The sequence below is a fragment of the Sphingomonas kyeonggiensis genome (assembly GCF_014196745.1).
Classification (GTDB): Bacteria; Pseudomonadota; Alphaproteobacteria; order Sphingomonadales; family Sphingomonadaceae; genus Sphingomonas; species Sphingomonas kyeonggiensis.
In genome coordinates this window covers 300,334-322,500 of record NZ_JACIEH010000002.1, presented here as the reverse complement: position 1 = coordinate 322,500, position 22,167 = coordinate 300,334, and the positions used below count along the sequence as shown (strand labels likewise).

24 protein-coding genes and 1 tRNA gene are annotated in these 22,167 nt (G+C 67.8%); 12 read left to right on the top strand and 13 right to left on the bottom strand.

Features of this window, described 5'->3' with window-relative positions; all coding sequences use genetic code 11:
• Positions 1–3: 3 nt before the first annotated feature.
• Positions 4–561: a GbsR/MarR family transcriptional regulator gene (locus tag GGR46_RS10655; RefSeq protein WP_183997499.1), complete on the bottom strand. Its 558-nt coding sequence runs from the start codon at positions 559–561 to the stop codon at positions 4–6.
• A 246-nt stretch (positions 562–807) separates the two neighbouring features.
• On the opposite strand from GGR46_RS10655, the gene GGR46_RS10650 reads away from it, so the two are divergent.
• From GGR46_RS10650 to GGR46_RS10640, 3 genes are all read left to right on the top strand, one after another.
• Positions 808–2,502 carry a DUF1800 family protein gene (locus GGR46_RS10650; RefSeq protein ID WP_183997497.1) on the top strand — a complete coding sequence of 565 codons (1,695 nt, stop codon included), beginning with the start codon at positions 808–810 and terminating at the stop codon, positions 2,500–2,502.
• 12 nt (positions 2,503–2,514) lie between these two features.
• Positions 2,515–3,894, top strand: coding sequence for a DUF1501 domain-containing protein (locus GGR46_RS10645; RefSeq protein WP_183997495.1), 1,380 nt, complete (start codon positions 2,515–2,517; stop codon positions 3,892–3,894).
• Between the two features lie 80 nt (positions 3,895–3,974).
• Positions 3,975–4,355 carry a bleomycin resistance protein gene (locus tag GGR46_RS10640; protein ID WP_183997493.1) on the top strand — a complete coding sequence of 127 codons (381 nt, stop codon included), beginning with the start codon at positions 3,975–3,977 and terminating at the stop codon, positions 4,353–4,355.
• Here GGR46_RS10640 and GGR46_RS10635 read toward each other — a convergent pair whose 3' ends face one another.
• The 5 genes from GGR46_RS10635 to GGR46_RS10615 all read right to left on the bottom strand — a co-directional run bounded on the left by GGR46_RS10635 (position 4,356) and on the right by GGR46_RS10615 (position 8,506).
• The gene (locus GGR46_RS10635; protein ID WP_183997491.1) at positions 4,356–5,069 is read right to left on the bottom strand and encodes a hypothetical protein; all 714 of its coding nucleotides are present in this window, start codon (positions 5,067–5,069) and stop codon (positions 4,356–4,358) included. It abuts the gene before it with no gap.
• The gene (locus GGR46_RS10630; RefSeq protein WP_183997489.1) at positions 5,066–5,305 is read right to left on the bottom strand and encodes a hypothetical protein; all 240 of its coding nucleotides are present in this window, start codon (positions 5,303–5,305) and stop codon (positions 5,066–5,068) included. The genes GGR46_RS10635 and GGR46_RS10630 overlap by 4 nt, the downstream gene beginning before the upstream one ends.
• Before the next feature lie 138 nt (positions 5,306–5,443).
• On the bottom strand, positions 5,444–6,190 hold the full coding sequence (locus GGR46_RS10625; protein WP_183997487.1) for a metallophosphoesterase family protein: 747 nt from the start codon (positions 6,188–6,190) through the stop codon (positions 5,444–5,446).
• A complete protein-coding gene (locus GGR46_RS10620) occupies positions 6,187–7,023 on the bottom strand; it encodes a diacylglycerol/lipid kinase family protein (RefSeq protein ID WP_183997485.1) in 837 nt (278 codons plus the stop codon). The genes GGR46_RS10625 and GGR46_RS10620 overlap by 4 nt, the downstream gene beginning before the upstream one ends.
• Before the next feature lie 31 nt (positions 7,024–7,054).
• Entirely contained in the window at positions 7,055–8,506 is a 1,452-nt protein-coding gene (locus GGR46_RS10615; RefSeq protein WP_183997483.1) for a DUF5597 domain-containing protein, read from the bottom strand.
• Positions 8,507–8,605: 99 nt separating this feature from the next.
• On the opposite strand from GGR46_RS10615, the gene GGR46_RS10610 reads away from it, so the two are divergent.
• The gene (locus GGR46_RS10610) at positions 8,606–8,923 is read left to right on the top strand and encodes a hypothetical protein (RefSeq protein WP_246426031.1); all 318 of its coding nucleotides are present in this window, start codon (positions 8,606–8,608) and stop codon (positions 8,921–8,923) included.
• 11 nt (positions 8,924–8,934) lie between these two features.
• On the opposite strand, the gene GGR46_RS10605 is transcribed toward GGR46_RS10610, so the two are convergent.
• Together GGR46_RS10605 and GGR46_RS10600 are read right to left on the bottom strand one after the other, a co-directional pair.
• A tRNA-Gly gene (locus tag GGR46_RS10605) sits at positions 8,935–9,008 on the bottom strand.
• 123 nt (positions 9,009–9,131) lie between these two features.
• Complete coding sequence (locus GGR46_RS10600; protein ID WP_183997481.1) at positions 9,132–9,725, bottom strand: cysteine hydrolase family protein; 594 nt, start codon at positions 9,723–9,725, stop codon at positions 9,132–9,134.
• Between the two features lie 81 nt (positions 9,726–9,806).
• On the opposite strand from GGR46_RS10600, the gene GGR46_RS10595 reads away from it, so the two are divergent.
• Positions 9,807–10,520: an NUDIX hydrolase gene (locus tag GGR46_RS10595; protein WP_183997479.1), complete on the top strand. Its 714-nt coding sequence runs from the start codon at positions 9,807–9,809 to the stop codon at positions 10,518–10,520.
• A 46-nt stretch (positions 10,521–10,566) separates the two neighbouring features.
• Complete coding sequence (pncB, locus tag GGR46_RS10590) at positions 10,567–11,871, top strand: nicotinate phosphoribosyltransferase (RefSeq protein WP_183997477.1); 1,305 nt, start codon at positions 10,567–10,569, stop codon at positions 11,869–11,871.
• Between the two features lie 143 nt (positions 11,872–12,014).
• On the opposite strand, the gene GGR46_RS10585 is transcribed toward pncB, so the two are convergent.
• Entirely contained in the window at positions 12,015–13,967 is a 1,953-nt protein-coding gene (locus GGR46_RS10585) for an AAA family ATPase (protein WP_183997475.1), read from the bottom strand.
• A 331-nt stretch (positions 13,968–14,298) separates the two neighbouring features.
• On the opposite strand from GGR46_RS10585, the gene GGR46_RS10580 reads away from it, so the two are divergent.
• Entirely contained in the window at positions 14,299–15,684 is a 1,386-nt protein-coding gene (locus GGR46_RS10580; protein ID WP_343058106.1) for a M20/M25/M40 family metallo-hydrolase, read from the top strand.
• Positions 15,685–15,808: 124 nt separating this feature from the next.
• On the top strand, positions 15,809–16,255 hold the full coding sequence (locus tag GGR46_RS10575) for a c-type cytochrome (protein WP_183997471.1): 447 nt from the start codon (positions 15,809–15,811) through the stop codon (positions 16,253–16,255).
• Here the strand turns inward: GGR46_RS10575 and GGR46_RS10570 are convergent.
• Complete coding sequence (locus GGR46_RS10570; protein WP_183997469.1) at positions 16,215–16,613, bottom strand: hypothetical protein; 399 nt, start codon at positions 16,611–16,613, stop codon at positions 16,215–16,217. The genes GGR46_RS10575 and GGR46_RS10570 overlap by 41 nt on opposite strands.
• A 174-nt stretch (positions 16,614–16,787) precedes the next feature.
• Between GGR46_RS10570 and GGR46_RS10565 the strand changes: the two genes are divergently transcribed.
• Both GGR46_RS10565 and GGR46_RS10560 read left to right on the top strand, forming a co-directional pair.
• Positions 16,788–17,711: an ATP-binding cassette domain-containing protein gene (locus GGR46_RS10565; protein ID WP_221262700.1), complete on the top strand. Its 924-nt coding sequence runs from the start codon at positions 16,788–16,790 to the stop codon at positions 17,709–17,711.
• Entirely contained in the window at positions 17,704–18,549 is an 846-nt protein-coding gene (locus GGR46_RS10560; protein ID WP_183997467.1) for an ABC transporter permease, read from the top strand. Before GGR46_RS10565 ends, GGR46_RS10560 begins: the two co-directional genes overlap by 8 nt.
• Here the strand turns inward: GGR46_RS10560 and GGR46_RS10555 are convergent.
• Positions 18,546–19,496, bottom strand: a complete 951-nt coding sequence (locus GGR46_RS10555) for a bifunctional helix-turn-helix transcriptional regulator/GNAT family N-acetyltransferase (RefSeq protein WP_183997465.1) — start codon at positions 19,494–19,496, stop codon at positions 18,546–18,548. The genes GGR46_RS10560 and GGR46_RS10555 overlap by 4 nt on opposite strands.
• Positions 19,497–19,607: 111 nt before the next feature.
• On the bottom strand, positions 19,608–20,363 hold the full coding sequence (locus GGR46_RS10550; RefSeq protein WP_183997463.1) for a competence/damage-inducible protein A: 756 nt from the start codon (positions 20,361–20,363) through the stop codon (positions 19,608–19,610).
• A gap of 83 nt (positions 20,364–20,446) precedes the next feature.
• Here GGR46_RS10550 and map point away from each other — a divergent pair, with 83 nt between their 5' ends.
• Positions 20,447–21,271 (top strand): type I methionyl aminopeptidase, encoded by an 825-nt coding sequence (map, locus tag GGR46_RS10545; RefSeq protein WP_183997461.1) that lies wholly within the window; start codon positions 20,447–20,449, stop codon positions 21,269–21,271.
• A 16-nt stretch (positions 21,272–21,287) separates the two neighbouring features.
• On the opposite strand, the gene GGR46_RS10540 is transcribed toward map, so the two are convergent.
• The gene (locus GGR46_RS10540) at positions 21,288–21,500 is read right to left on the bottom strand and encodes a hypothetical protein (RefSeq protein ID WP_183997459.1); all 213 of its coding nucleotides are present in this window, start codon (positions 21,498–21,500) and stop codon (positions 21,288–21,290) included.
• 279 nt (positions 21,501–21,779) lie between these two features.
• Between GGR46_RS10540 and GGR46_RS10535 the strand changes: the two genes are divergently transcribed.
• Positions 21,780–22,118: a P-II family nitrogen regulator gene (locus tag GGR46_RS10535; RefSeq protein ID WP_086131131.1), complete on the top strand. Its 339-nt coding sequence runs from the start codon at positions 21,780–21,782 to the stop codon at positions 22,116–22,118.
• Positions 22,119–22,167: the final 49 nt, after the last annotated feature.

Genomic DNA, 22,167 nt, shown 5'->3' with positions numbered 1-22,167 from the left:
CTACTAGCTCTTGCCCTTGGGCAGGAATGCCAGGACCTTCTTGCCCAGCCGGATCAGCATCATCAGCCGCCCGGGCTGCACGCTCATCATCTGCTGGTACCAATCGTCGATCGTCACCACGAAGTCCTGCATCGCCACGATCCGCTGCCGCGCCGTGTCGGAGATCGCCGCATCACGCTTCGCTTCCTCGGTGCAGATGCGCAGCGCCGCCACCGCCGGATCGATCTCGCGCTCCTTGCGGCCCTGGGCGATGCGCGTGAGCATCTGCATCAGGTCGACCTCGGCCTCGTAGTGATCGCGCCGGTCGCCCATCACCGGCACCCGCCGGATCAGCTTCCAGCCAAGCAGCTCCTTCAGGCTGTTCGACGTGTTGCTCCGCGCGATGCGCAGCGTGTCGCTGATCTCCTCGGCATTCAGCGGCCGGTCGGAGAGGTAGAGCAACGCATGGATCTGGGCGACCGAGCGGTTCACCCCCCATTGCCCGCCCATCTCGCCCCAGTGCAGCACGAACTGCTGCACTGCGATCGGCAACTGAACAGCGTTGTTCGTAATTTCTGTCATAACAGAAATATGAGACAAGATTGCACGGGAGTCAATCGCCTTCGCGATCCATCCCGCATCAGCCTCGCCTCGTCGCCCGCACCACCATTGCGATCGCGCAACGACCGGCCTCAGCCGCGGCGTTTGCGCGCCGCGCAATCGCAATGAAGATTTCCTTAGGTATTTCTGCAGGTTGTCCGGATTTTCCCTCTAAATTATTCAAAGACGTGCAGGTCGCGGCTTTTCCGCGGGCTCGGGGGACTTCGGGTGTTCGTACAACGCAAACTGGCCGTGCTCAGCGCGGCACTCGGTATGCTCGCGCTCGCAGGCTGCGATGGCGGCGGTGGTGGCGGCTCGTCGTCGAGCAGCAGCGCGGGCGGCGTGGTCGCCGCGCCCAGCCCCACGCCCACCCCGGTGGTGTTCACCGACGGCGACGCCGCGCGCCTCGCCAAGCAGGCGAGCTTCGGCCCCACGCCCGACCTGGTCGCCCGCATCAAGTCGATCGGCGCCACCGCCTGGGTCGACGAGCAGCTCGCGGCTTCGTCGAGCACCTATGCCGATCTCGCCGTCGAGGTTCGCCGCGATTTCTGCGCCGCGAACGACACGGTGTGCAGCCGCGCCCATTTCAGCCGCACCCCGGTGGCGATGCGCTTCTACGCCAATGCAGTCGCCGGATCGGACCAGCTGCGCCAGCGCACCGCCTTCGCGCTCGGCCAGATGGTCGTCGCGTCCGAGGCCGAGGTGAACTCGACCGCCGGCATCGCCGCGTTCAACCAGATCTTCCTCGCCAATGCCTTCGGCAACTACCGCGACATCCTCGCCCAGGTGACGATGCTCGGGTACATGGGCGACTATCTCGACATGGCCGACAGCAACAAGTCGGGCCCGTCGGAGAATTACGCCCGCGAACTGCTCCAGCTCTTCTCGATGGGCCCGGACCAGCTCAACATGGACGGCAGCCTGAAGCGCGACGCGAACGGTGCGGCCATCCCCAACTATACGACCGACGACATCAAGGGCGTGGCCAAGGCGCTCACCGGCTGGACCTATGCCCGGGTCGGCGGCGCCGCGATCACCGACGGCAACGCCCGCGACTATTCCAGGCCGATGATCCAGGTCTCGGCACGCTACGACACCACCCAGAAGAGCTTCCTCGGCACCAGCGTCGCCGCCGGCGCCACCCAGGATGCCAGTGTCGCCGCCGTGGTCGATGCCGCGTTCAACAGCCCCTCCACCGCGCCCTTCGTCGCGCGGCACATGATCGTCCACCTCGTCACCGCCAATCCCAGCCCGGCCTATGTCGGCCGCGTCGCCGCGGTGTTCGCCGACAATGGCGCCGGCAAGCGCGGCGACATGAAGGCGGTGGTCCGTGCGATCCTGCTCGACAGCGAGGCGCGCAATGCGCCCGGCACGACCAGCGGCAAGCTCAAGGAGCCGGTGCTGCTGATGACCAGCCTCGCCCGCGCGATCGGCTTCGCGACCGACGGCTATGTCTTCACCACCCGCGACACCAGCCTGGGCCAGCCGGTGTTCCGCGCGCCATCGGTGTTCAACTTCTATCCGGACGACTTCCCGCTGCCTGGATCGACCACGCTGAAGAGCCCGGCATCGAAGCTGCTCAACACCTCGAACGTGCTGCGCTGGCACAATTTCGTCTATGACTGGACCGTCTCGGGCGATGCCAGCCGCAGCGAATATGCGCTCGATTCGGGCCTGCCCATGTCCTCGCTCACCCAGCCGGTCTGGGCACCCTGGGAAGCAATGGGCACCGATCTCGATGCGATGGTGGCGCGGATCGACCTGACCCTGTTCGCCAACACGCTCAGCCAGGCGCAGAAGGACGCGCTGAAGGCTGCCGCCACGCCCATCACCAACACCGACGCCACCGTCCAGGCGCGCCGCCGCGCCCAGATGATGCTCTACGTCGCGGCCTCGAGCCCGATGTTCCTGGTCGACCGCTGAGGAGCCGGACCGATGACGTTTTCCCGACGCGATCTCCTGAAGGTCACCGCCGGTGCCGGCGCGCTCGCCGCGATCGGCCAGCTCGGCCGCACCACCGCGATGGCCGCTCCCAATGGCAGCTACCGCGCGATGGTCGGCGTGTTCCTGTTCGGCGGCAATGACAGCTGGAACATGGTGATCCCCACCGATGCCCGGCACGCCGCCTATCTCGCCGCGCGCGGCAGCGTCGGCATCGCCGCCAGCCGCCTCACCGCACTCACCGGCACCGCCTATGCGCTGCATCCGGCGATGGCCGCGCTCCGCCCGATCTGGGACGAGGGCAGCCTGGGCCTGGTGCTCAACGCCGGCACGCTCTACGCGCCGCTGACCAAGGCAACCTATCAGTCGCGCGCCGATCTGCGCCCGATGAACCTGCTCAGCCATTCGGACGAGCAGGCGCACTGGCAGGGCCTGCGCGCCCGCGATTTCGCCACCGACGGCTTCATGGGCCGCCTGACCGACAGGATGGGCGCGAGTTCGATCCCGTCGATGATCTCGATCGCCGGCTCGAACCTGGCGGTGATCGGCAAGACCAGCTCGGCGCTCGTCCTGCCCTCCACCGGCACCCTCAGCCGATCGGGCTATTCGACCACCTCGAACGCCGCCAACAACGCCAAGAACAACGCCCTCGGCGTCTTCGCCGGCGCCACCGGCCTGGGCGATGTCGCCGAGGCGAGCGCCCGCGACATCAACGCGAGCTATGCCCAGGCGACCACCGCCAACGGCATCATCTCGGCGAACAGTTCGCTCGACGGCTATTTCGTCAACCCGACCACCGGCGCCGCGCTGACCAGCGACGTCGCCCGCCAGCTGATGCGCGTCGCCCGGATGATCGACGCGCGCGGCAGCCTCGGCCACAACCGTCAGAGCTTCTTCGTCAGCCAGGGCGGCTATGACAATCACTCCGGCCAGGTGAACGGCGGCACCAACGACACCGGCACCCACGCCAACCTGCTCGGCGACCTCGCCATGGCGCTGGCCGGCTTCCACCGCGCGATGCAGTCGATCGGCATGGCGGAGAACGTCACCGCCTTCACGATGAGCGATTTCGGCCGCACCTATCGCGGCAACGCCCAGAACGGCACCGATCATGCCTGGGGCGGCAACCACCTCGTGGTCGGCGGCAACGTCACCCCGGGCGGCATCTTCGGCGCCTATCCGGATCCGGTGCTCGGCGGCGCGACCGACGTCAGCAGCGAGGGCCGCTTCGTCCCGGCCGTGGCGCAGGAGGAATATATCGGCGCGATCGCCCGCTGGCACGGCGTCAGCGATGCCGACATGCCCTATGTCTTCCCCAACTGGTCGACCTGGAGCACCGGCGGGCGCGGGCCGCTGGGCCTGTTCCGCGCATAGTTCTTCCGCGCTTAACGACGTATCCGGATTGCGCTATCGTTCCGTCCCGGTAATGGGGCGCGCCTTCGGGAGGGCGAACGATGGCCAATCTCTACCGCATAACGCCGTTCATGCACGTGCCGGACTTCGAGAAGGCCCTGTGGTTCTTCACCGAGGTGCTGAGCTTCGAGCTCTATTTCCGCACGCCCAACTATGCCTATGTCCGGCGCGAGCAGGCCGCCTTCCGCATCCTGGAGAATGCCGGCGACGACGGCGCGCCGCCGGGCAATCGCCGTTTCTGCTATTATGTCGATGTCGAGGACGTCGATGCGATCGCCGCCGAGCTGGCGCCCAAGGCTGCACTGCTCAACGACGGCGACATCTATGGCCCGATCGACCAGATCTACGGCCAGCGCGAGCTGATGGTGATGGCCCCGGATGGGAACCTGCTGGTGTTCGGCCAGGATATCTCGAAGCGCTGATCAGCAGCTGGGCGACTGGGGCAGCTTGCTCCAGCCGCGGTCGCGCTGGGCAAAGGCATCGCCCGCCATGCCGCTCGCCCGTGCCTTCCGCACGCTTGCCGCGGCATCGCCCTGGCTGGTGCTGGTGCCGAGCACCACGGCATAGTTGCGGCTGATCTGCGTCTGCCACAGTTCGGCGCATTGCCCGGAAGCCTGGATTCGACGGATCTGGTCCTGCGCGTCGTCGAGCCCCGAAGCATTCAGCGGATAGCTTCCCATCACCGCGAACCAGCCGGTCTGCACCGCGGCGGCCTGCTGCACGGCCTGCTGTTCCGCCGGCGATGCGGGCGGCAGCTTGGCGGCGACCTGCTTGAGCGAGGCCGAGGCGATGGTCAGGTCCTTCTGACTGCGCGAGACATCCGATATCGCCGCCGCGATCTGGCGCTCGCTGTTCGCCGATCCGGCCGCCTTCTGCGCCTGTTGCAGTGCCTGGTTGGCGATCTGGAGGTTGTCGAGCGCCGCCACGAGTTTGGCATCGCTGACCCGCAGCGCGGCGCGGGCCTGCCTGAGGTCGTCGGACAGGGCGAAGATGTACCAGATCGCCACCCCCGCCGCGAACAGCGTAGCCGCGATGCCCAGCACGAACATCGGCGCCACGCGCAGCGCAGACCGGCGCAGCTTGTCGATATTCTCGGTGAGCGAGGTCAGCTCCGCCTCGGAAAAGCTGGTGCTCATGACCGGCCTGCGAGCTGCTGGATGATCGTCGACACCAGGTCGAACGACTTGTTGAGGAAGAAGGAAACCCGCGCCGCCGATGCCGCGATCAGTCCCGAGGCACCGAACACCATCGCGAGTTGGGGAACCGAAATCTGCCGGGTCTGGAACAGGAAGACCAAACAGACGATCAGCAACACGAACGAGACGATCGCGCAAATCAGGTACAGGATTCGTTCGATCGCGAACATGCGCATCAGTCTATCGAGCGCATCCAGGGTTCGACCGACAAGATCTTCGTTCGAATGCGGTGGCATTCAACTCGCCCCCTATTACCCGATATCGGGTTTACCACAGGGACAGAATGAAGGAAATGCTTCGAACCATTATGGTCGCTATAATGATACCGACCCCTCCCCCATGAACCGCGCCCGCGTCGAGAAGCTCGCCCCCACCACGGTGATCTCGTTGAACGAGGGCGGCTTGGCCCGCACCCGTTCGGACAGCGTCCCCGCCCCGATCAGCCGCACCGTCCGCCCACCGGCCTCGCGCTCGATGTCGAACGGATCATGGACGTGCCCGGTCAGCACCGCGTCGGCACCCGCCTGGGCCAGCGCATCCAGCGCCTCGGCACCGCGCCTGGTCTGCGAGGTCGCCACCGTGCCGCCCTCCACCAGCGGATGGTGGCAGGCAACGAACACCAGCCCGCCCGTCGGCACCGCCTCGACCAGCGCCAGCGATTCCTGCAGCGCCCGCGTGCTCACATAACCCTTCGACCAGTTGAGCCGCCACTGGAAGCGCGCGGTGGTCTTGAGCGGCACCACCGCCACGCCCTTCACGTCGAGCGGCTTCTCGATCATCTGCTCGAGCGCCCGGTAGCGCTTGTAAGGCGTCACGAACCGCGCCCAGAGGTTGAAATAGGGCAGGTCGTGGTTGCCGACTTCCACCGTCACCGGCCGGCCCAGTCCCTGGAGCCATTTGGCGGCGGCGCTGAATTCCCTCGCGCGCGCCTGCATGGTCAGGTCGCCGGTCATGATCACAGCGTCGGGCTGCTCTTCCTTCACCCGCGCGCCGAACCAGTCGATCGCGGCGCGGTCCTCGCGTCCGAAATGGACGTCGCTGACATGGAAGAAACGCGTCATCCCAGCTCCTCGCGTGTCGCGATGAAGGCCTTGCTGCTCATGCCGGCCTTGATCGCGGTGCCGGGCGGTAGCGACACCGGCTCCCCGTCGAACAGTGCGAGCACCGGCTTGTTCCCTTTGGGGCTGAGACTGTCGGTCAGGCTCTCGCTGACCGCGTGCGCAGCGACCCAGTCGCCGGTCAGCCATTCCCAGCCGAGCTGCACGATCGAGCCCCAGTCGCGCGCGTCTACCGCCGCGACGTGCAGTTCCTTGCCCTCGGGCCGCACGAACACCGCCTGATATTTGTCCCTGAGCGCCGGCACGCCGCTGATCCGGATGCCGCTGCCCCCAAAGGTCCGGTTCCACGCGACGTGCGCAGCCTGGAACAACTTCTTGATCGCGCCCTTGCGTACCGCCTCGCGCGCCCGGAACCAGGCCGTCGCCGGCCCCAGGATCAGGCCGACAAAGGCGCGGTGCTCGCCTGCCTCGATATAGGGCAGCGCCACCCGCGTGGTCTCGTCATGCGCCGCCTCGATGATCGCCTTGGGATCGAGCGTGGGGTGCAGCGACTTGGCGAGCAGGTTCATCGTCCCGCCGGGCAGGATCAGGAAGCTGCCCTTCCAGCTGGCCAGCGCGCAGAGCGCGGTGTTGATCGTCCCGTCGCCCGCGAACAGCACGACGGTGTCCACCTTCTTGCGGGTGAGCGCGGCCCCCTTGGGGATTTCCTCCGCGGGGAATTCGGTGCGGCCGACCAGGGTGAGCCCGCGCTCTTGGAACACGGCTTCCAGCGCGTCGCACTTGGCCTTGGTGGTCGATCCCGATCCGGGGTTGGTTATGAACCAGAGTCTCTCCATCCCGGTCGTAACGCTCGGGAATCGATTTGGCTCAATAGCGGTAGAGCCGCACCCTCTGGATGCCGAACTGGCCCGGCGGCAGGCGGACGTGCCGGCCCTGATGCGTCTGGTCGCCATTGAGCTTGCGGCCGGCGACCCATTTGCCGTCGACGAATTTGCCTTCCTCGACGAAATCCAGGCCCACGCGCGGTTCGAAGGTCACCGTGATCCCGCTGCCAGCGACCAGGTAATCCTCGCCGCCCAGCCACAGGATGATCCCGCCATGCTCGGCCGCATCCTGCTTGTCCTTCCCCGTCCAGGGATCGACGAAGCCCACGGTCATCTTGTAGCTGCCCAGCGTCGCCACCTGCGGGCTGCTGTCGACCACGCCCTCGAAGCTCACCGTCGGCGAGAATCCGTCGCGCGCCTTGGCCGTGAACAGCGACGGGGTCAGCTGCTCGAGCATCGCGTAGAAATTGCCCAGCCGGTCCTTGTCGTCGATCTGCTCGATCGCGAACGGGCTGAACCCGATCGCGCCATGCTTGCCGATGATCCGCATCGCATTGGCCGGCGCGCGCGGGTCGCCCGCCTCGTTCGCCTCGGGCACGAACAGCACATTGCCCGGCACGACATAGCCGTCGGCGATCCCGGCGAAGTTGGGGAAGTAGATATCGGGCGAGAGCATGTCGATCGACGGCGTCGCCTCCCGCCACTCTCGCATCAGGTGCGCGAGCGGCCCGCCGCTCGGATATTCGCCCGGCAGTTTGTTCGGCCGCGCCTGCGCGCCGTTGACGTACATCGGCAGCCTGTATTCGCGCTTTCCCGCCTCCGCGACGGCATTTGCGAAACGCGCATAGTGATGCGCCGTGAATCCTTCCTCGCTGCCCTTCCACTTGGCGAAGGCGGCGTCCGCCAGCGCCCCGTGCTCGCGCGCGATCGGCAGGAAGCCCATCTCGTTCTCCACCTGGACCATCAGCACGGTGTGCTTGTCGCCGTCGATCGCCTTGAGGTGCTTCATCACCGCCGCGAAGGCGCGGGCATCGGCATCGAGCGTCGCCTTGCCGAACACCGAAAGGATGTCCTGCGGCTGCCCGTCCTTGCCGGTCGAGCGCAGGAAGCGCTTGCCGTCGCGCTTCACCCAGGCGGGGGCATAGGTCGACATGCTGTTCTTCCAGCTGCCGAACCACAGCAGCACCAGCCGCATGTCGTGCGCGCGGGCGTCCTCGACCAGCCAGTCGAGGCTCGAGAAGTCGAACTTCCCCTCCTCCGGCTCGATCGCCTCCCAGGTCACCGGCGCCAGCACCGTGTTGAGGTTCATGGCCTTGAGCCGCTGCCAGTGCGGCGCCAGCCAGGCACGATCCGTGGCCGATGAGTTCCCCAGCTCGCCGCCCCTAATCAGGAACGGCTTGCCATCGACGATCAGCCGACCGCCCTCCAGATGCGGCGTCTGCGCAAGCGCGGGGGTGGCGAGGACCAGGGCGAGCGGGGCGAGCCAACGGAGCATGAATGGCACAATAGTCTGAGTAATTACATCTGAAAAGACCCAGCTTGCACCGTCCCGCGCGCTGCGCCACGGCTCGCGGCCGCAGATTGGAGTAGCCTATTGTCCCGAGCCGATTTTCAACGCGTCGCGCCACCGCAGCTCATGGCCGAGGTGCGCATGTACGAGACTGCGGAAGGCGGCCGCGAGAGCGCAGCGGAGCCGGGCTGGACCTGCCCGGTGATGACGGAGACCACCAAACCGCGAATCGGCTGGGATGCGCTGCCGCTGCTTCGCGACGAACCGCTGCACCCCGGCGAGACCCGTGAGTTGGGCTTCGTCTTCCTGTCTGGCGAGCCCGCGGTACGCGCGCTGCGCGAAGCGGGACGTTTCTATCTGTGGGAAGGCCGCATCATCGGCGAGGGCCGGGTGATCGATTGAAGCTGGGAAGCTGGAGCGGGTAGCGGGAATCGAACCCGCGCTAGAAGCTTGGGAAGCTCCTGTGATACCATTTCACCATACCCGCTCGGGTCAGATGCCGATGCCACAGGCCCGGCGCCCCGGTCAACTCCTCTCGCTCAATCCGCCGGGACTTGCGCCCAATCCAGCCCGGAACGGCTGAGATATTTCCGCACGCGGTCGGCGCGCATCACGCCATCTCCTCGATCGCAACATCGGCGCCGGCCCATTCCTCCGCCGCCACCTGGCCGATCGGCCGGGCGATCCCCCGCGTCAGCGCCGCCGGCACCGTCACGCGGAAGCCACGCGCGGTCAGCCCCTCGACCGCCCAGCGCACGCAATAGTCCGCCGCAACCCCGACCACCGTCACGCCGTCGATCTCCCCACGGAACAGCCCGGAGAAGAACGCCTCGCGATCCACCGAGCCGCCCTCACGGATCGATTCGACGAAGAGCCCCGGCTCGGCCCACATGTCGAACACGCCCTTTTCCAGCCGCCACGTCGCGATCGCGGAATCGACCACGTCCGGATCGACCACCAACGCCCAGCCCAGCGTGCTCTTCTCGCAATGCGGCGGGAACTGCTTCGCCTCCTCCGACACGGCATAGACCGCCGGTACATGCGTATCGAAGGTGAACAGCACCCCGGCCGTCTCCTCGGGGTCCAGCCCGGCCAGCCAGTCCCGCATCGGCGTGACGATCTGCTCGGCGCCAGGCACCGGCAGCGCGCCGTCGGCCGCCACGAAATCCCGCTGCATGTCCACCACGATCACGAAGTTCGACATCACCTGTCTCCCAATCACGCCGCTTTACTTATGTTCACAACGCGAATAAGTAAAGCGCATAACGCATATAAGGGTGATGCGATGGACCAGGCCGCTTTCCTCGAAAGCTATGATCCCGCCGCGTTCGAGCGCCCCTCGGTGGCGGTCGACCTGATCCTGATGAGCGTGGTCGACGGCGCTCCCGCCGTGCTGCTGACCCGCCGCGACCAGCATCCGTTCCAGGGCGGCTGGGCGCTGCCCGGCGGGTTCGTCGGCATCGGCGAGAGCCTGGACGACGCCGCACATCGCCTGCTCGCCGAAAAGGCGCACATGGCCGATGCCTATGTCGAGCAGCTCTACACCTTCGGCGCGGTCGAGCGCGATCCGCGGATGCGGATCATCAGCGTCGCCTACTTCGCGCTGATCCCGGCCTGCGCCTTCGCCGCTGCAATGAAGGGCGCCCCTGAACTCGCCCTCGCCAGGCTGACCCTCCAGCCCGGCGGCCCAGTCGAAGCGCGCCTGCCCGAGGGCGAACCGCTCGCCCTCGCCTTCGATCATGGCGAGATGCTCGGCGTCGCGATGCTGCGGCTGCGCGGCAAGCTCGATTATTCGGGCATCGCCTTCGCCCTGCTGCCCGAGCGTTTCACCCTGCGCGCGCTGCAGGACGTGTACGAGGCGATCCTCGACACCAGCCTCAACAAGCCCGCCTTCCGCCGCCGCATGCTCGATCGCGGCTGGCTGGCGCCGACCGGCGAACGCGAGACCGGCGCCTCGTTCCGCCCGGCCGAACTCTATCGCTACCAACCCTCTCGCTGAGCCACCCCGCCCCGTCTATCGTCACCGGCCATATCCGGAGGAAGTCTTGCCCGTCACCGACATCGCCACCCGCGTCTACAATCATGGCTGGCGCCTCGACCCGATCGTCCGCAGCCTGCTCGACACCGATTTCTACAAGCTGCTGATGCTGCAGATGATCCGCCACCTCCATCCCGAGGTGCAGGCGACCTTTTCCCTCATCAACCGCACGAAGAGCGTCCGCCTCGCCGAAGTGATCGACGAGGCCGAGCTGCGCGCCCAGCTCGATCATGCCCGCACGCTGCGCTTCTCGAAGAAGGAGCTGATCTGGCTCGCCGGCAACAGCTTCTACGGCAAGCAGCGCATGTTCGCGCCGGACTTCATCGCCTGGCTCGCCGAGTTCCAGCTGCCGGAGTATGACCTGCACAAGGTCGACGGCCAGTTCGAGCTGCACTTTGTCGGTCCCTGGACCCACACGACGATGTGGGAGATCCCCGCCCTCGCCATCGTCAACGAACTCCGCTCGCGCGCCGCCTTGAAGGGCAAGGGCCGGTTCGAGCTCGACGTGCTCTATGCCCGCGCCAAGGCCAAGATGTGGGACAAGGTCGAGCGCCTGCGCCAGCTCCCCGATCTCGTCATCTCGGACTTCGGCACGCGGCGCCGCCACGGTTTCCTCTGGCAGCGCTGGTGCGTCGAGGCGCTCAAGGAGGGGCTGGGCAACCGCTTCATCGGCAGCTCGAACGTCCTGCTCGCGATGGACAATGATCTCGAGGCGATCGGCACCAATGCGCATGAGCTGCCGATGGTCCTCGCCGCCTTGTCCGACACCGACGAACAGGTCGCCACCGCCCCCTACCGCGTGCTCGAGGAATGGCAGGCGCATTATGACGGCAATCTGCGGATCGCCCTGCCCGACGCTTTCGGCACCACTGCGTTCCTGCAGGGCGCGCCCGACTGGGTCGCCGACTGGACCGGCTTCCGCCCCGATTCGATGCCCCCGATCGAGGGCGGCGAGCAGATCATCGCCTGGTGGCAGGCGCGCGGCCGCGATCCGCGCACCAAGCTGCTGATCTTCTCCGACGGCATGGACGTCGACAGCATCGAGGCGACCTATCGCCACTTCCACGGCCGCGTCCGGATGAGCTTCGGCTGGGGCACCAACCTGACCAACGACTTCCGCGGCTGCGACCCCGCCGGCGGCCACGACCTCGAGCCGATCTCGCTCGTCGCCAAGGTGACCAGCGCCAATGGTCGCCCCGCGGTCAAGCTCTCGGACAACCCTGCCAAGGCAACGGGCGATCCGGCCGAGATCGCGCGTTATCTGCGCATCTTCGGTGAGGCAGGCCGGGTGGCGCAGGACGTGGCGGTCTGAGCCATGTCCGTCATCCCGCGCCACAATCGTCATCCCGGCGAAAGCCGGGATCTCGTGCGGCTCGTTCCCCGCGCCTTCGCCTGAGATCCCGACTTTCGTCGAGATGACGGATGATTGGCGCAGGGGCAGCGCCCCCGACCGGGTCAGAACCCGATCGGGGACGCCGCCGCCGGCCGCCCTGCCGCTTCCGCCCGCAGCCGCCCGGCGATGTCCGCCGCGCCGCTTGCCGGCCGGTGCCGCAACTGCCGGGCAACCACCACGAAGTCGCCGGGGGTCAGTCCGTCGAGCCCCGTCGGTGCCGCCATGCCGAAGAAGCGTTCGAACGCCCGAGCCGAACGCTCCGCTCCAAGCGGTCGCAGGCCCAGTTTGAACACGAACCGTCGCAACGTCGCCGGATCGAGCCTGCCCGGATGGTTGGTCGCCGCGACCACCGGCAGCGGGTGCCGGTCGAGCCAGGTGAGCAGCTCGTTGACCTGCCCGACCTCCCAGCTCGTCTGCGCCGTGGTCCGGTCGAACAGCAGCGAGTCCGCCTCATCGAACAACAGCACTCCGCCCCGCCGCCGCGCCTCGGCAAAGGCATCGGCGATGTTCGCCTCGGTCTCGCCGACCCATTTGGACAGCAGGTCCGACGCGCGCTTGACCACCAGCGGCCGGTCGAGCCGCTGCGCCAGGTGCCAGGCGAGCGCGGTCTTGCCCGTGCCCGGCGGCCCGGTGAGCAGCAGCGAGACGTCGGCCGCGCCCGCCCTGGCGATGCCCTCGATCACTTCCGCCACCGGCGGATCGCTCTCGTAGAGCGTCACGTCGAGCATCCCCGGCCCGGCCTGGGGCAAGTCGCCGCCGCGCAGCGCCTTGACCAGCGCCTCGGCCGATCGCACCCCGCCATCGGCCTCGCCCGCCAGCCGCCCGGCCCGGGTCGCCACGCGCAGCACCGTCGCCGCTTCGGGCGCGGCATCGAGCAGCCGCTCGAACTCGGCTCCCGGCGCCACGCCTTCGTCCGCCGCAACCCGCGCCAGCATCCGCTGCCCGGCCCCGCGCGAAGGCAGGCCCAGCTTCAGCACATGGCTCATCCGCCGCAGGATCGCCCCATCGACATTGCCGATCGCGTTGGTCGTCCAGATCACCGGGACCTTGTTGGTCTCCAGCATCCGGTTGACGAACACCTTGCTGCCCGTCCGCCTCTGGAACCAGTCACCCTCGCTTGGGGAAGCATCGCCGATCAGGTCCTCCATCTCGTCGAACAGCAGCGCCGCGCCTCGCCCCCCGCCGAGCACCCGCTGCGACAGCTGCATCGCCGCGATCCGCGCCCAGCGATTGGGCTCGTCGCCGTCCTCGTCCGCCTCGGCCACCGCGTGCAGTCGCGCCCCCGCGGCCGCCGCCAGCGTCCGCGCGAACTCGGTCTTGCCGGTGCCCGGAGGCCCGTGGATCAGGATGTTGATCCCCATGGCCCGTTCGGCGAGCGCGCCGCGGAGCAGCCGGACGAGATAGTCCGCCTCCTCCACCGCGAAGTCGTCGAGCCCGAGCCGGGCGACCTGGCAGGTGCCGGCCAGCGCCTCGAGCAACGGCCTGCCGGGCCGCGGCGCCGCATCGAGCACCCGCTCGAGCGACCAGCTCAGGTTGATCTCGTCCCGGCCCTGATAGTCATGGCCGAAACCGAGCAGCCCGAGCCGCACCGCCGCCGAGCGCCGCGCCAGGCGCCCGGCGTCGACCGGTTCGGCCCCTGCCAGCTCGCCGAGCAGCCCGGGCAGGTCGATGCCCGTCCGGCACATCGCATCGACCAGCCCATAGACGCGCGACACCCTCCGGGTCGCGATCATGAGCTCGAGCAGCCCATGGTCGAGCGGCCCGAAGCCGAGCATCGCGGCCAGTTCGTCGGCGATCTGGAGCACCTGCGGGCGCATCTCGCCCACCGGCCGCCACCGCATGGTCGCGGCCAGCAGCGCGTCCCAGCCGATAGTCTCGCTCTCCACGGCCAAGCCGGTGAGCCATTCGACATGCGGCTGCGCCCATTCGTGCACCGCCCTCGCGAGCGGCGCCGTGGCCGGAAGGTTCCGGCCGATCCGGCGGAGCATCCGCCGGACGATCTGATGTTCGTGCATGAATTTCCCGTAGTCGCCCGGGCGCAGCGGACGGCACGCGCAAGCGCGCGCCGCGGCATCGGCCGGAACGCATCTCTGATCGAATTTCAAGATACGGATTGCTGCGGGCGCCGCTTGGCCCCGGCAGCGCTCAGGCGAGCTCTACAGGAACGAAGCGACGCAGGGCATAAGGCCGTTCAGGGCGCTCGCGGCCAACACGTCATTTCTCCTTCGCCGGGCGGAAACGGTCCCCCGGCTGCGGCGGCGCACTACCGCCAACCCCGGTCAAATTCAAGTTGGCCCGGACACTTCCCGCCGCTAGCGTTGCGCGAAAGTTACAGGGGATATGAATATGCGGGTTCTTGCAGGTGCGGCACTGGTCGCGATGATCCTCACAGGCACCACCGCCCAGGCCCAGCAGAACCCCCAGGCCGAAGCCCAGGCGCTCGAGCTGCTCAAGCGCGGCATCGCCTTCCGTACCGTCGCCGGCCCGGGCAACCAGACACCCGATTATGCCGCCTATCTGAAGGCGCAGCTCGTCGCCGGCGGCTTCGATCCCGCCGATATCCGCATCGAGAAGCTCGGCGACACCGCCTGGATGTCCGCCCGCTATCCGGGCACCGACAAGGCGGCCAAGCCGATCTACATCTCGGGCCATATGGACGTGGTCGAGGCCAAGCCCGAGGACTGGACCCGCGACCCGTTCACGCCGATCGTCGAGAACGGCTATATCTTCGGCCGCGGCGCGACCGACATGAAGTACGACCTGTCGACGCTGGTCGCCACGCTGATCCAGCTCAAGCGCGAAGGCTACAAGCCCCGCCGCGACATCATCCTCCTCGCCTCGGGCGACGAGGAGACGGCGATGAAGACCACCAAGGCGATGGCCGAGCTCTATCATGATGGCGAGCTGCTGCTGAACATCGATGGCGGCGGCGGCGCGCTCGACGAGCACGGCAAGCCCGAGATCTTCGGCCTGCAGGGCGCCGAGAAGACCTATGCCGATTACGAGCTGACCTTCACCAATCCCGGCGGCCATTCGAGCGCGCCGGGCAAGAGCAACGCGATCTATTCGCTCGCCCATGCGCTGGCGAAGATCGAGGCCTACCAGTTCCCCGGCGAGATCAACGAGATCACCCGCGCCGGCTTCGTCGAGGGCGCCAAGACCGCCGATCCGCAGATGGCCGCGGCGATGCGCGCCTTCCTCGCCAACCAGCAGGATGCCAAGGCGCTCGCCGTGCTGCGCTCGGAGCCCGGGCTGATCGGCCAGACCGGTACCACTTGCGTCGCGACGATGGCCAATGCCGGCCACGCCACCAATGCCCTGCCCCAGCGCGCCACCGCCAACATCAATTGCCGCATCTTCCCGGGCACCCCGGTCGCCGCGGTCGAGGCCACGCTCACCAAGGTGGTTGGCGATCCCGAGCTCAAGATCCGCACGCTCGACAGCGGCAGCATCGCCAGCCCGGCCTCGCCGCTGCGCCCCGACCTCATGAAGCTGGTCTCGGACGGCATCCATGCCCGCTTCCCCGGCACGCCGATCGTCCCGGCCATGTCGGCCGGCGCCAGCGATTCCATGTGGTTCCGCGCCAAGGGCGTGCCGAGCTACGGCGTGAGCCCGATCTTCATGAAGGGCTCGGACAGCTTCGCCCACGGCCTCAACGAGCGCACCCCGCTGAGCGAAATCGCGCCGTCGATCACCTACTACAAGGCGCTGCTCAAGGGCCTGACGAAGTAGCCGCACCACCCGTCATCCCGCCCCGGACTTGATGCCGGGCGGGATCTCAGGCGAAGGCGCGTGCCGTGCGATCGGGACAATTCGCCCCATGGCGATCGCGCCGAGGGCCGACTAGTCCACCGCCATGTCCAAGCATGGCTTCCCGTTCGCGCTGATGATCTTCGCGCTCGCCGGCTGTTCCGGCGACCAGCACGAGGAGCGGCTGCAAAAGGCCGGCCCCAGGCCCACGCTGGCAGCGCTTCTCAAGGTAGCCGATGCGGAAATCGGCGAACGCAAGTTCGCCCAATGCGCCGCCTGTCACCGGATCAGCCCCGGCGCGCCCGATCTCGGCGGCCCCAATCTCTACGGCGTCTACGGAAAGCCGATGGGACAGAACAGCATGCGGTTCAGCTACACGGCGGCGCTGCGCGACGCGGGCGGCAAGTGGGACGCCAAGACGCTCGATGCCTGGATCGCCGATCCCCGGGCCGTGGTTCCGGGCACCAACATGCAGTTCGCCGGCATCGCCGACCCGCTCGATCGCGCCGACATCATCGCCTATCTGCAGAGCCAGGCCGGCTCGGCTCCGTGAGCGCCGCGGCACGAAAGCACGTCGCCGATACCAGCCACAGCACCGCGAAAACGCCGCCGAACAGCAGTGCCTTGAACGAAGCGCCCGGCATGCGCGCGACCACCGGCGCCGTCGCGATGGCGACCGCGAGCAACGCCTGCATGATCGCCACGCCGAGCATCGTCCGCGCCATGCCCGCCGGCCGGAACCAGGCGGCGAACGCCCCGGTCATCGCCGCGAGGATCAGCAGGAAGAAGCTCATGCCGTTCCCGTCATCGCGCACGATCGTGGTCCAGACGGTCAGGAAGGACGTCAGCACCGCGACGGCACTCCCGGCACGATAGGCCCCGACCCCGGTTCGTTCGCTCGATCCCGTCATCCATCTTCCTCCTGGAACGCCACCTTCCTCTACCACCCTTCCCTGCCCCGCCTGTGCAGGAGATGAGGAGAAACCGAGGAATCAAGCAGCCGCGTATTATCTTGCCAACACACTTGGACTGATGCACATTCCCCATCAGCGGCGTCGGCCTGGCGCCTCGGGGGAAGGATCACAGTGCCAACCAGCGAACCCAGCGGCACGCCCGCGCTCGAGTTGCGCGCGCTCGGCAAGACCTATGGCCGCGGCGCCAGGGGCAAGCGCGCCGTCGACGACGTCTCGCTCAGCGTCCGCCACGGCGAAGTCTACGGCTTTCTCGGCCCCAATGGCGCCGGCAAGAGCACCACGATCCGCATGGCACTGGGCCTGATCCGCCCGAGCGACGGCGAGGTGCGGCTGTTCGGCCAGCCCGTCTCCGACAAGCATGCCCTTCGCCGCGTCGGCTCGCTGGTCGATGGCGGCACCTTCTATCCCTTCCTCTCCGGCCGCGACAATCTGCGCGTCCTCGCCCGCACCCAGGGGCATGACGGCGCGCGGATCGAGGCGGTGCTCGAGCGCGTCGACCTGGCGCGCGACGCCCGGCGCAAGGTGAAAGGCTATTCCACCGGCATGAAGCAGCGGCTCGGCGTCGCCGCCGCGCTGCTCGACGATCCCGACCTGGTGATCCTCGACGAGCCGGCCAACGGTCTCGACGCCGCCGGCATCCAGGACATGCGCAACCTGCTCCGCGGCCTGGCGGCGGACGGCAAGGCGGTGTTCCTTTCCAGCCACCTGCTCCACGAAGTCGAGCAGATCTGCGACCGGGTGGCGATCGTCCACAAGGGCAAGCTGCTCCGCGAGGCGACGGTGCGCGACCTGCTCGATCACGGCCAGGCGCTGCGCGTCGAGGCCGAACCGCTCGATGCCGCCGAGACCGCGCTCCAGGGCAAATGGCCGGTCCAGCGCGTGCAGGACGGCCTCAGCGTCCAGGCGCCTCGAGCCGACGCCCCGGCGATCGTACGCCAGTTGGTCGAAGCCGGCACCGACGTGTTCCGTGTCGGCCCCGATGACCAGAGCCTCGAGGAAATCTTCCTGACCATGACGAGGGACACCGATGCTTGACGCCGTCCGCGCCGAGGCGCTGAAGCTCCGCCGTCACCGCGCCACCTGGCTGATGGTCTGGATCTATCCGATCGCCTTCACCCTGATCATCGGCGGCGTGCTGCTCTATGGCCTGTTCGCCGCGCACGGCCCCGCCGGACCGCCCCAGCCCGCCGCCGAATGGATCCAGGACAGCACGATGCTGTGGAAGGTCCCGACCTCGGCGCCGGGCCGCTTCCTGATCGCCGGCTTCGCCGCGGTGGTGTTCGCCGGCGAATATGGCTGGAACACCTGGAAGCTGATCATCCCGGCCCGTACCCGCTGGCAGCTGATCGCGGCCAAATGGGCAGTGACGCTCGGCTTCCTGGTCATCGCGCTGGTCGCCGCCGACCTGATCACCCTGCTCGGCGGCTGGCTGGGCTCGCTCCAGGACGGCCAGCTCCCCGCCGGCGTGACGCTGGCCGCCGTCGCCGAGGCGCATTGGAAGGCGGGCACCCATGCGCTGTTGCCGATCATCTACACGATCGCCTTTGCCGGGCTGTTCGCGATCCTCACCCAGTCGATCCTCGCCACCGTGATCCTGTCGATCGCCATGGTCGTGATCGAGGGGATGCTGCCGCTGATCGCGATCTTCTTCCACGGCTATGCGCCGGCGCTGACCAGCTGGCTGGTCAAGGTGCTGCCACTCTACCACATGGCCAATCTCAACGCCTGGGCGAAGGGCGGCGCGGCGATCCCGTTCGGACCGAACGAGATCCTGTCGCTGTCCTGGACGACCTCCTTCTGGGCGCTCACTGCCTGGATCGTCGCGGCGGGCCTGGGCACGCAGCTCCGCTTCCTGCGCCAGGACCTCAACTAGGCGCCGCCGGGATAGCGCATCGCCACGTCGCACCGTTCGTAGCGGGCGCCGTAGCGGGCCATGATCCCGGCATCGTGCCGGAAGCCGAGCTTTTCGTAGAGATGGATGGCGGCCGCGCATTTGGCGTTGGTCAGGAGATAGAGCGGTTCCCCGCCCATCTCCCGCGCCCGCTCGATCAGCGCGGCGAGCAGGAACTCGCCGGCCTTCAGCCCGCGGGCGCTCGCCCGCACCCCCATCTTGGTCAGCTCCAGCCCGCCATCCTTCGAACGCTGCAACGCGCCCGCGCCGACGATGCCCAGCCCGCGCGCCTCGACGAACAGGATCGCGCCGCCGCCGTCGAGGATGCGTCCCCGCGGATCGTCCAGCACCTCGCGGTCGGTCGCCTCCATGCGGAACATCGTGTCGATCCACTCGGCATTGATGTCGCGGAAATGATGCGCCAGCGCGTCGCCATACTCGCGGATCGTCAGCACCGCCGCGCTCGAACGGGCCGCCAGCACGTCGATCGGCGTCGCCGCCAGCGCCGTCTCCAGCCGCGCGATCTGCGCCATGAAGGCGTCCGCTTCTTCCCCGAGCAGCATCCGGACCGCATCCTCGACCTTCGGCCAGACATGCACCCGCGCCCGCGCCAGCACCGCTTCGCCGGCCGGGGTGAGCGATATGGTCCGCTGGCGCTGGTCCTCGCCTTGCTCGGAGCGGGCCATGCCGAGCTCGACGAGCTGGCCGATCGCGCGGGTGACGCCAGGCTGGCTGATCCCGATCGCCTGGACGAGCTGGCCGATCGTCCGCGCCTCGCCGTCGAGCGCAGCGAGGAAGGCCATGTGCGCGGGCTGCACCGGCAGCTCGGCGTCGGCGGTCACCCGCGCCGCCCCCGCTTGCATCCGCTCCCCGAGCCGCTTCAGCCGGCTGCCGAGAAAGCCGATCCCCTGCTCGCGAATCACGTCCATTTCATAACTCCATACAGCGTTATATATCTTGTTATATAATGCCGTGAGAAAGTCAATTTGGCCCGATCCAGCGAACATTGATGTTCCGAGTGCCCTGTCGGCAGGCCCGGGTCAGATTCCGCCTTCGACCGCCTCCAGCCCCTTGGCGGCAAGCCCCTCGATCAGCGCGTCGCCGCACGCGTCGAGCAGTGCCTGCTCGGTCGCGCGGATCACGAAGTTCGCGCCGGTCCGGCCATCGCGGAAAAAGGGATAGCTGCCGATCGCGACACCTTCGAAGGCGCGCTCGGTGGCGCCCAGCATGTCGGCGATCTCGCTCTCCGCCACCCAGGCGCCGATCGTGCGCGACAGCACCGGGCGGCCGCCCTCCAGCGTGCCGGTCATCGCATCGAGCATGCCCGCGGTGATGTGCGGCACCCCGGCCAGGATGAACAGATTGCCCAACCGGATGCCCGGCGCGCCGGACATCCGGTTGGGGATCAGCTCGGCGCCCTCGGGCACCCGCGCCATGCGCAGCCGGGCATCGGTGAGCCCGCCGCGCGTCTCGTAATAGCGCTCCAGCACCGCCCGCGCCTCGGGGTGGATCACCACGCCGACGCCCAGCGCAACCGCGATCGCGTCGACGGTGATGTCGTCGTGCGTAGGCCCGATCCCGCCGGTGGTGAAGCAATAGTCATAGCCGGTCCGCAGCGCATTGACCGCCTCGACGATCCGCGCCTCGACATCGGGCACCACCCGCACCTCGGCCAGGCGGATGCCCTGCACGTTCAGCCAGGTCGCAAGCTGGGCGATGTTCTTGTCCTGCGTGCGGCCCGAGAGGATCTCGTCGCCGATCACCACCAGCCCAGCCGTCCAGATGCGTTCGCCCATGCTCCCGGCATAGCCGCAAGCCGCGCCCGCGCCTAGCGCTTCTGCCTCTCGAAAAAGCCGGCCGACCGGCCTATATCGCCTCGATGACCGAATATGTGACCGTAACCGCCGACATGCCGCAGGCCCGCGATGGCGCGATCAAGCTCCACGGCCCCGAAGGGTTCGAGGGCATGCGCAAGGCAGGCCGCCTCGGCGCCGAGATCCTCGACGCGCTCGTCCCCCATGTCGTGCCGGGCGTCACCACCGCCGAGTTGGACGACATCGTCCGCGAGATGACCCTCGCCGCCGGCGGCGTGCCCGCCACGCTCGGCTATCGCGGCTACACGCACAGCTGCTGCATCTCGAGCAACCATGTCGTCTGCCATGGCATCCCGGGCGAGAAGGCGCTGAAGGACGGCGATATCGTCAATATCGACGTGACGCCGCTGCTCGGCGGCTGGCACGGCGACACCAGCCGCATGTTCCTGGTCGGCGATGTCGGGATCAAGGCGCGCCGCCTGGTCGACGTGACCTATGAGTGCCTGATGCTCGGCCTGGAGCAGGCCAAGCCGGGCAACCATCTGGGCGACGTCGCCCATGCGATCCAGCGCCACGCCGAGAAGCATCGCTACGGCGTGGTCCGCGATTTCTGCGGGCATGGCCTGGGCCAGATCTTCCACGACGCGCCCGAGGTGGTCCATGTCGGCCGCCCCGGCACCGGCCCCGAGTTGCGCCCCGGCATGTTCTTCACCGTCGAGCCGATGATCAATATCGGCCGGGCGGACGTGAAGCTGCTCGACGATGGCTGGACGGCAGTGACCCGCGACCGTTCGCTCTCGGCCCAGTTCGAGCATTCGATCGGCATCACGGAAACCGGCTGCGAGATCTTCACCAAGAGCCCCAAGGGCCTCGACAACCCGCCCTATTGAGAGCCGGCCGGGTCGCTCAATGCGGCGGGTGTGACCAGCATTCGAGCTGTTCCTCGGCGCCTGCCGCGTCGAGGTCGCCCGCCGCGCTATGGATCCAGCAGCATTTGCGCGCCTCGGGATCCAGCGCGAGCAGCCCCTGCGCCATGATGACGAGCGGCCCTCTGGCCACGATCACGTCGCCATCCGGCACATCGCTTCCCCGCCGGTGCAGCTCGGCGGGCAGGTCCATCGGCATTGCTTGCATTGGGTCACACCCCGGTACGCTCAAGCAGCGTACAACGCGGCAGATCGCCGGCAAGTTCCCAAACAGACCGGCCGGTCATCCCGTTTCGCACCCGCAACGGGCCGCTGCCCCCAAATCCGGCACCGCGCGGCTCGCTGCCCATTTGATAGGCACTTGTTAAACCACCGCCCGGCGTGCAACCGAGAGCGGAAGCCGAGTCCCCGCACTGGCACGAACCTTGCCAGACGCGCGGATAGGCAAGCCTCATGTGCCTCGGGGGAAACCGTGAAAAAGATCGAAGCGATCATCAAGCCGTTCAAGCTCGACGAAGTGAAGGAAGCGCTCCACGAAGTGGGCGTCTCCGGCATCACCGTCACCGAAGCCAAGGGCTTCGGCCGCCAGAAGGGCCATACCGAGCTCTATCGCGGAGCCGAATATGTCGTGGACTTCCTCCCCAAGGTGAAGCTCGAGGTGGTGGTGGAGGATTCGCTTGCCGACCGTGTGGTCGAAGCGGTCGCCGCCGCGGCGCAGACCGGTCGCATCGGCGACGGCAAGATCTTCGTGATCCCCGTCGAGACCGCGCTCCGCATCCGCACCGGCGAGCGCAACGAGAACGCCATTTGACGCGACGCAACATCACGACGATGTAGCGCCACGAAGGGCAACATTATTT

Excerpts from the sequence above, each read along its gene's own strand:
- GGR46_RS10655 (WP_183997499.1), bottom strand. The coding sequence starts at position 561 with ATGACAGAAATTACGAACAACGCTGTTCAGTTGCCGATCGCAGTGCAG.
- GGR46_RS10645 (WP_183997495.1), top strand. The coding sequence starts at position 2,515 with ATGACGTTTTCCCGACGCGATCTCCTGAAGGTCACCGCCGGTGCCGGC.
- GGR46_RS10640 (WP_183997493.1), top strand. The coding sequence starts at position 3,975 with ATGGCCAATCTCTACCGCATAACGCCGTTCATGCACGTGCCGGACTTC.
- GGR46_RS10635 (WP_183997491.1), bottom strand. The coding sequence starts at position 5,069 with ATGAGCACCAGCTTTTCCGAGGCGGAGCTGACCTCGCTCACCGAGAAT.
- GGR46_RS10630 (WP_183997489.1), bottom strand. The coding sequence starts at position 5,305 with ATGCGCATGTTCGCGATCGAACGAATCCTGTACCTGATTTGCGCGATC.
- GGR46_RS10625 (WP_183997487.1), bottom strand. The coding sequence starts at position 6,190 with ATGACGCGTTTCTTCCATGTCAGCGACGTCCATTTCGGACGCGAGGAC.
- GGR46_RS10620 (WP_183997485.1), bottom strand. The coding sequence starts at position 7,023 with ATGGAGAGACTCTGGTTCATAACCAACCCCGGATCGGGATCGACCACC.
- GGR46_RS10615 (WP_183997483.1), bottom strand. The coding sequence starts at position 8,506 with ATGCTCCGTTGGCTCGCCCCGCTCGCCCTGGTCCTCGCCACCCCCGCG.
- GGR46_RS10600 (WP_183997481.1), bottom strand. The coding sequence starts at position 9,725 with ATGTCGAACTTCGTGATCGTGGTGGACATGCAGCGGGATTTCGTGGCG.
- GGR46_RS10595 (WP_183997479.1), top strand. The coding sequence starts at position 9,807 with ATGGACCAGGCCGCTTTCCTCGAAAGCTATGATCCCGCCGCGTTCGAG.
- GGR46_RS10585 (WP_183997475.1), bottom strand. The coding sequence starts at position 13,967 with ATGCACGAACATCAGATCGTCCGGCGGATGCTCCGCCGGATCGGCCGG.
- GGR46_RS10580 (WP_343058106.1), top strand. The coding sequence starts at position 14,299 with ATGCGGGTTCTTGCAGGTGCGGCACTGGTCGCGATGATCCTCACAGGC.
- GGR46_RS10575 (WP_183997471.1), top strand. The coding sequence starts at position 15,809 with ATGTCCAAGCATGGCTTCCCGTTCGCGCTGATGATCTTCGCGCTCGCC.
- GGR46_RS10570 (WP_183997469.1), bottom strand. The coding sequence starts at position 16,613 with ATGACGGGATCGAGCGAACGAACCGGGGTCGGGGCCTATCGTGCCGGG.
- GGR46_RS10560 (WP_183997467.1), top strand. The coding sequence starts at position 17,704 with ATGCTTGACGCCGTCCGCGCCGAGGCGCTGAAGCTCCGCCGTCACCGC.
- GGR46_RS10555 (WP_183997465.1), bottom strand. The coding sequence starts at position 19,496 with ATGGACGTGATTCGCGAGCAGGGGATCGGCTTTCTCGGCAGCCGGCTG.
- GGR46_RS10550 (WP_183997463.1), bottom strand. The coding sequence starts at position 20,363 with ATGGGCGAACGCATCTGGACGGCTGGGCTGGTGGTGATCGGCGACGAG.
- map (WP_183997461.1), top strand. The coding sequence starts at position 20,447 with ATGACCGAATATGTGACCGTAACCGCCGACATGCCGCAGGCCCGCGAT.
- GGR46_RS10540 (WP_183997459.1), bottom strand. The coding sequence starts at position 21,500 with ATGGACCTGCCCGCCGAGCTGCACCGGCGGGGAAGCGATGTGCCGGAT.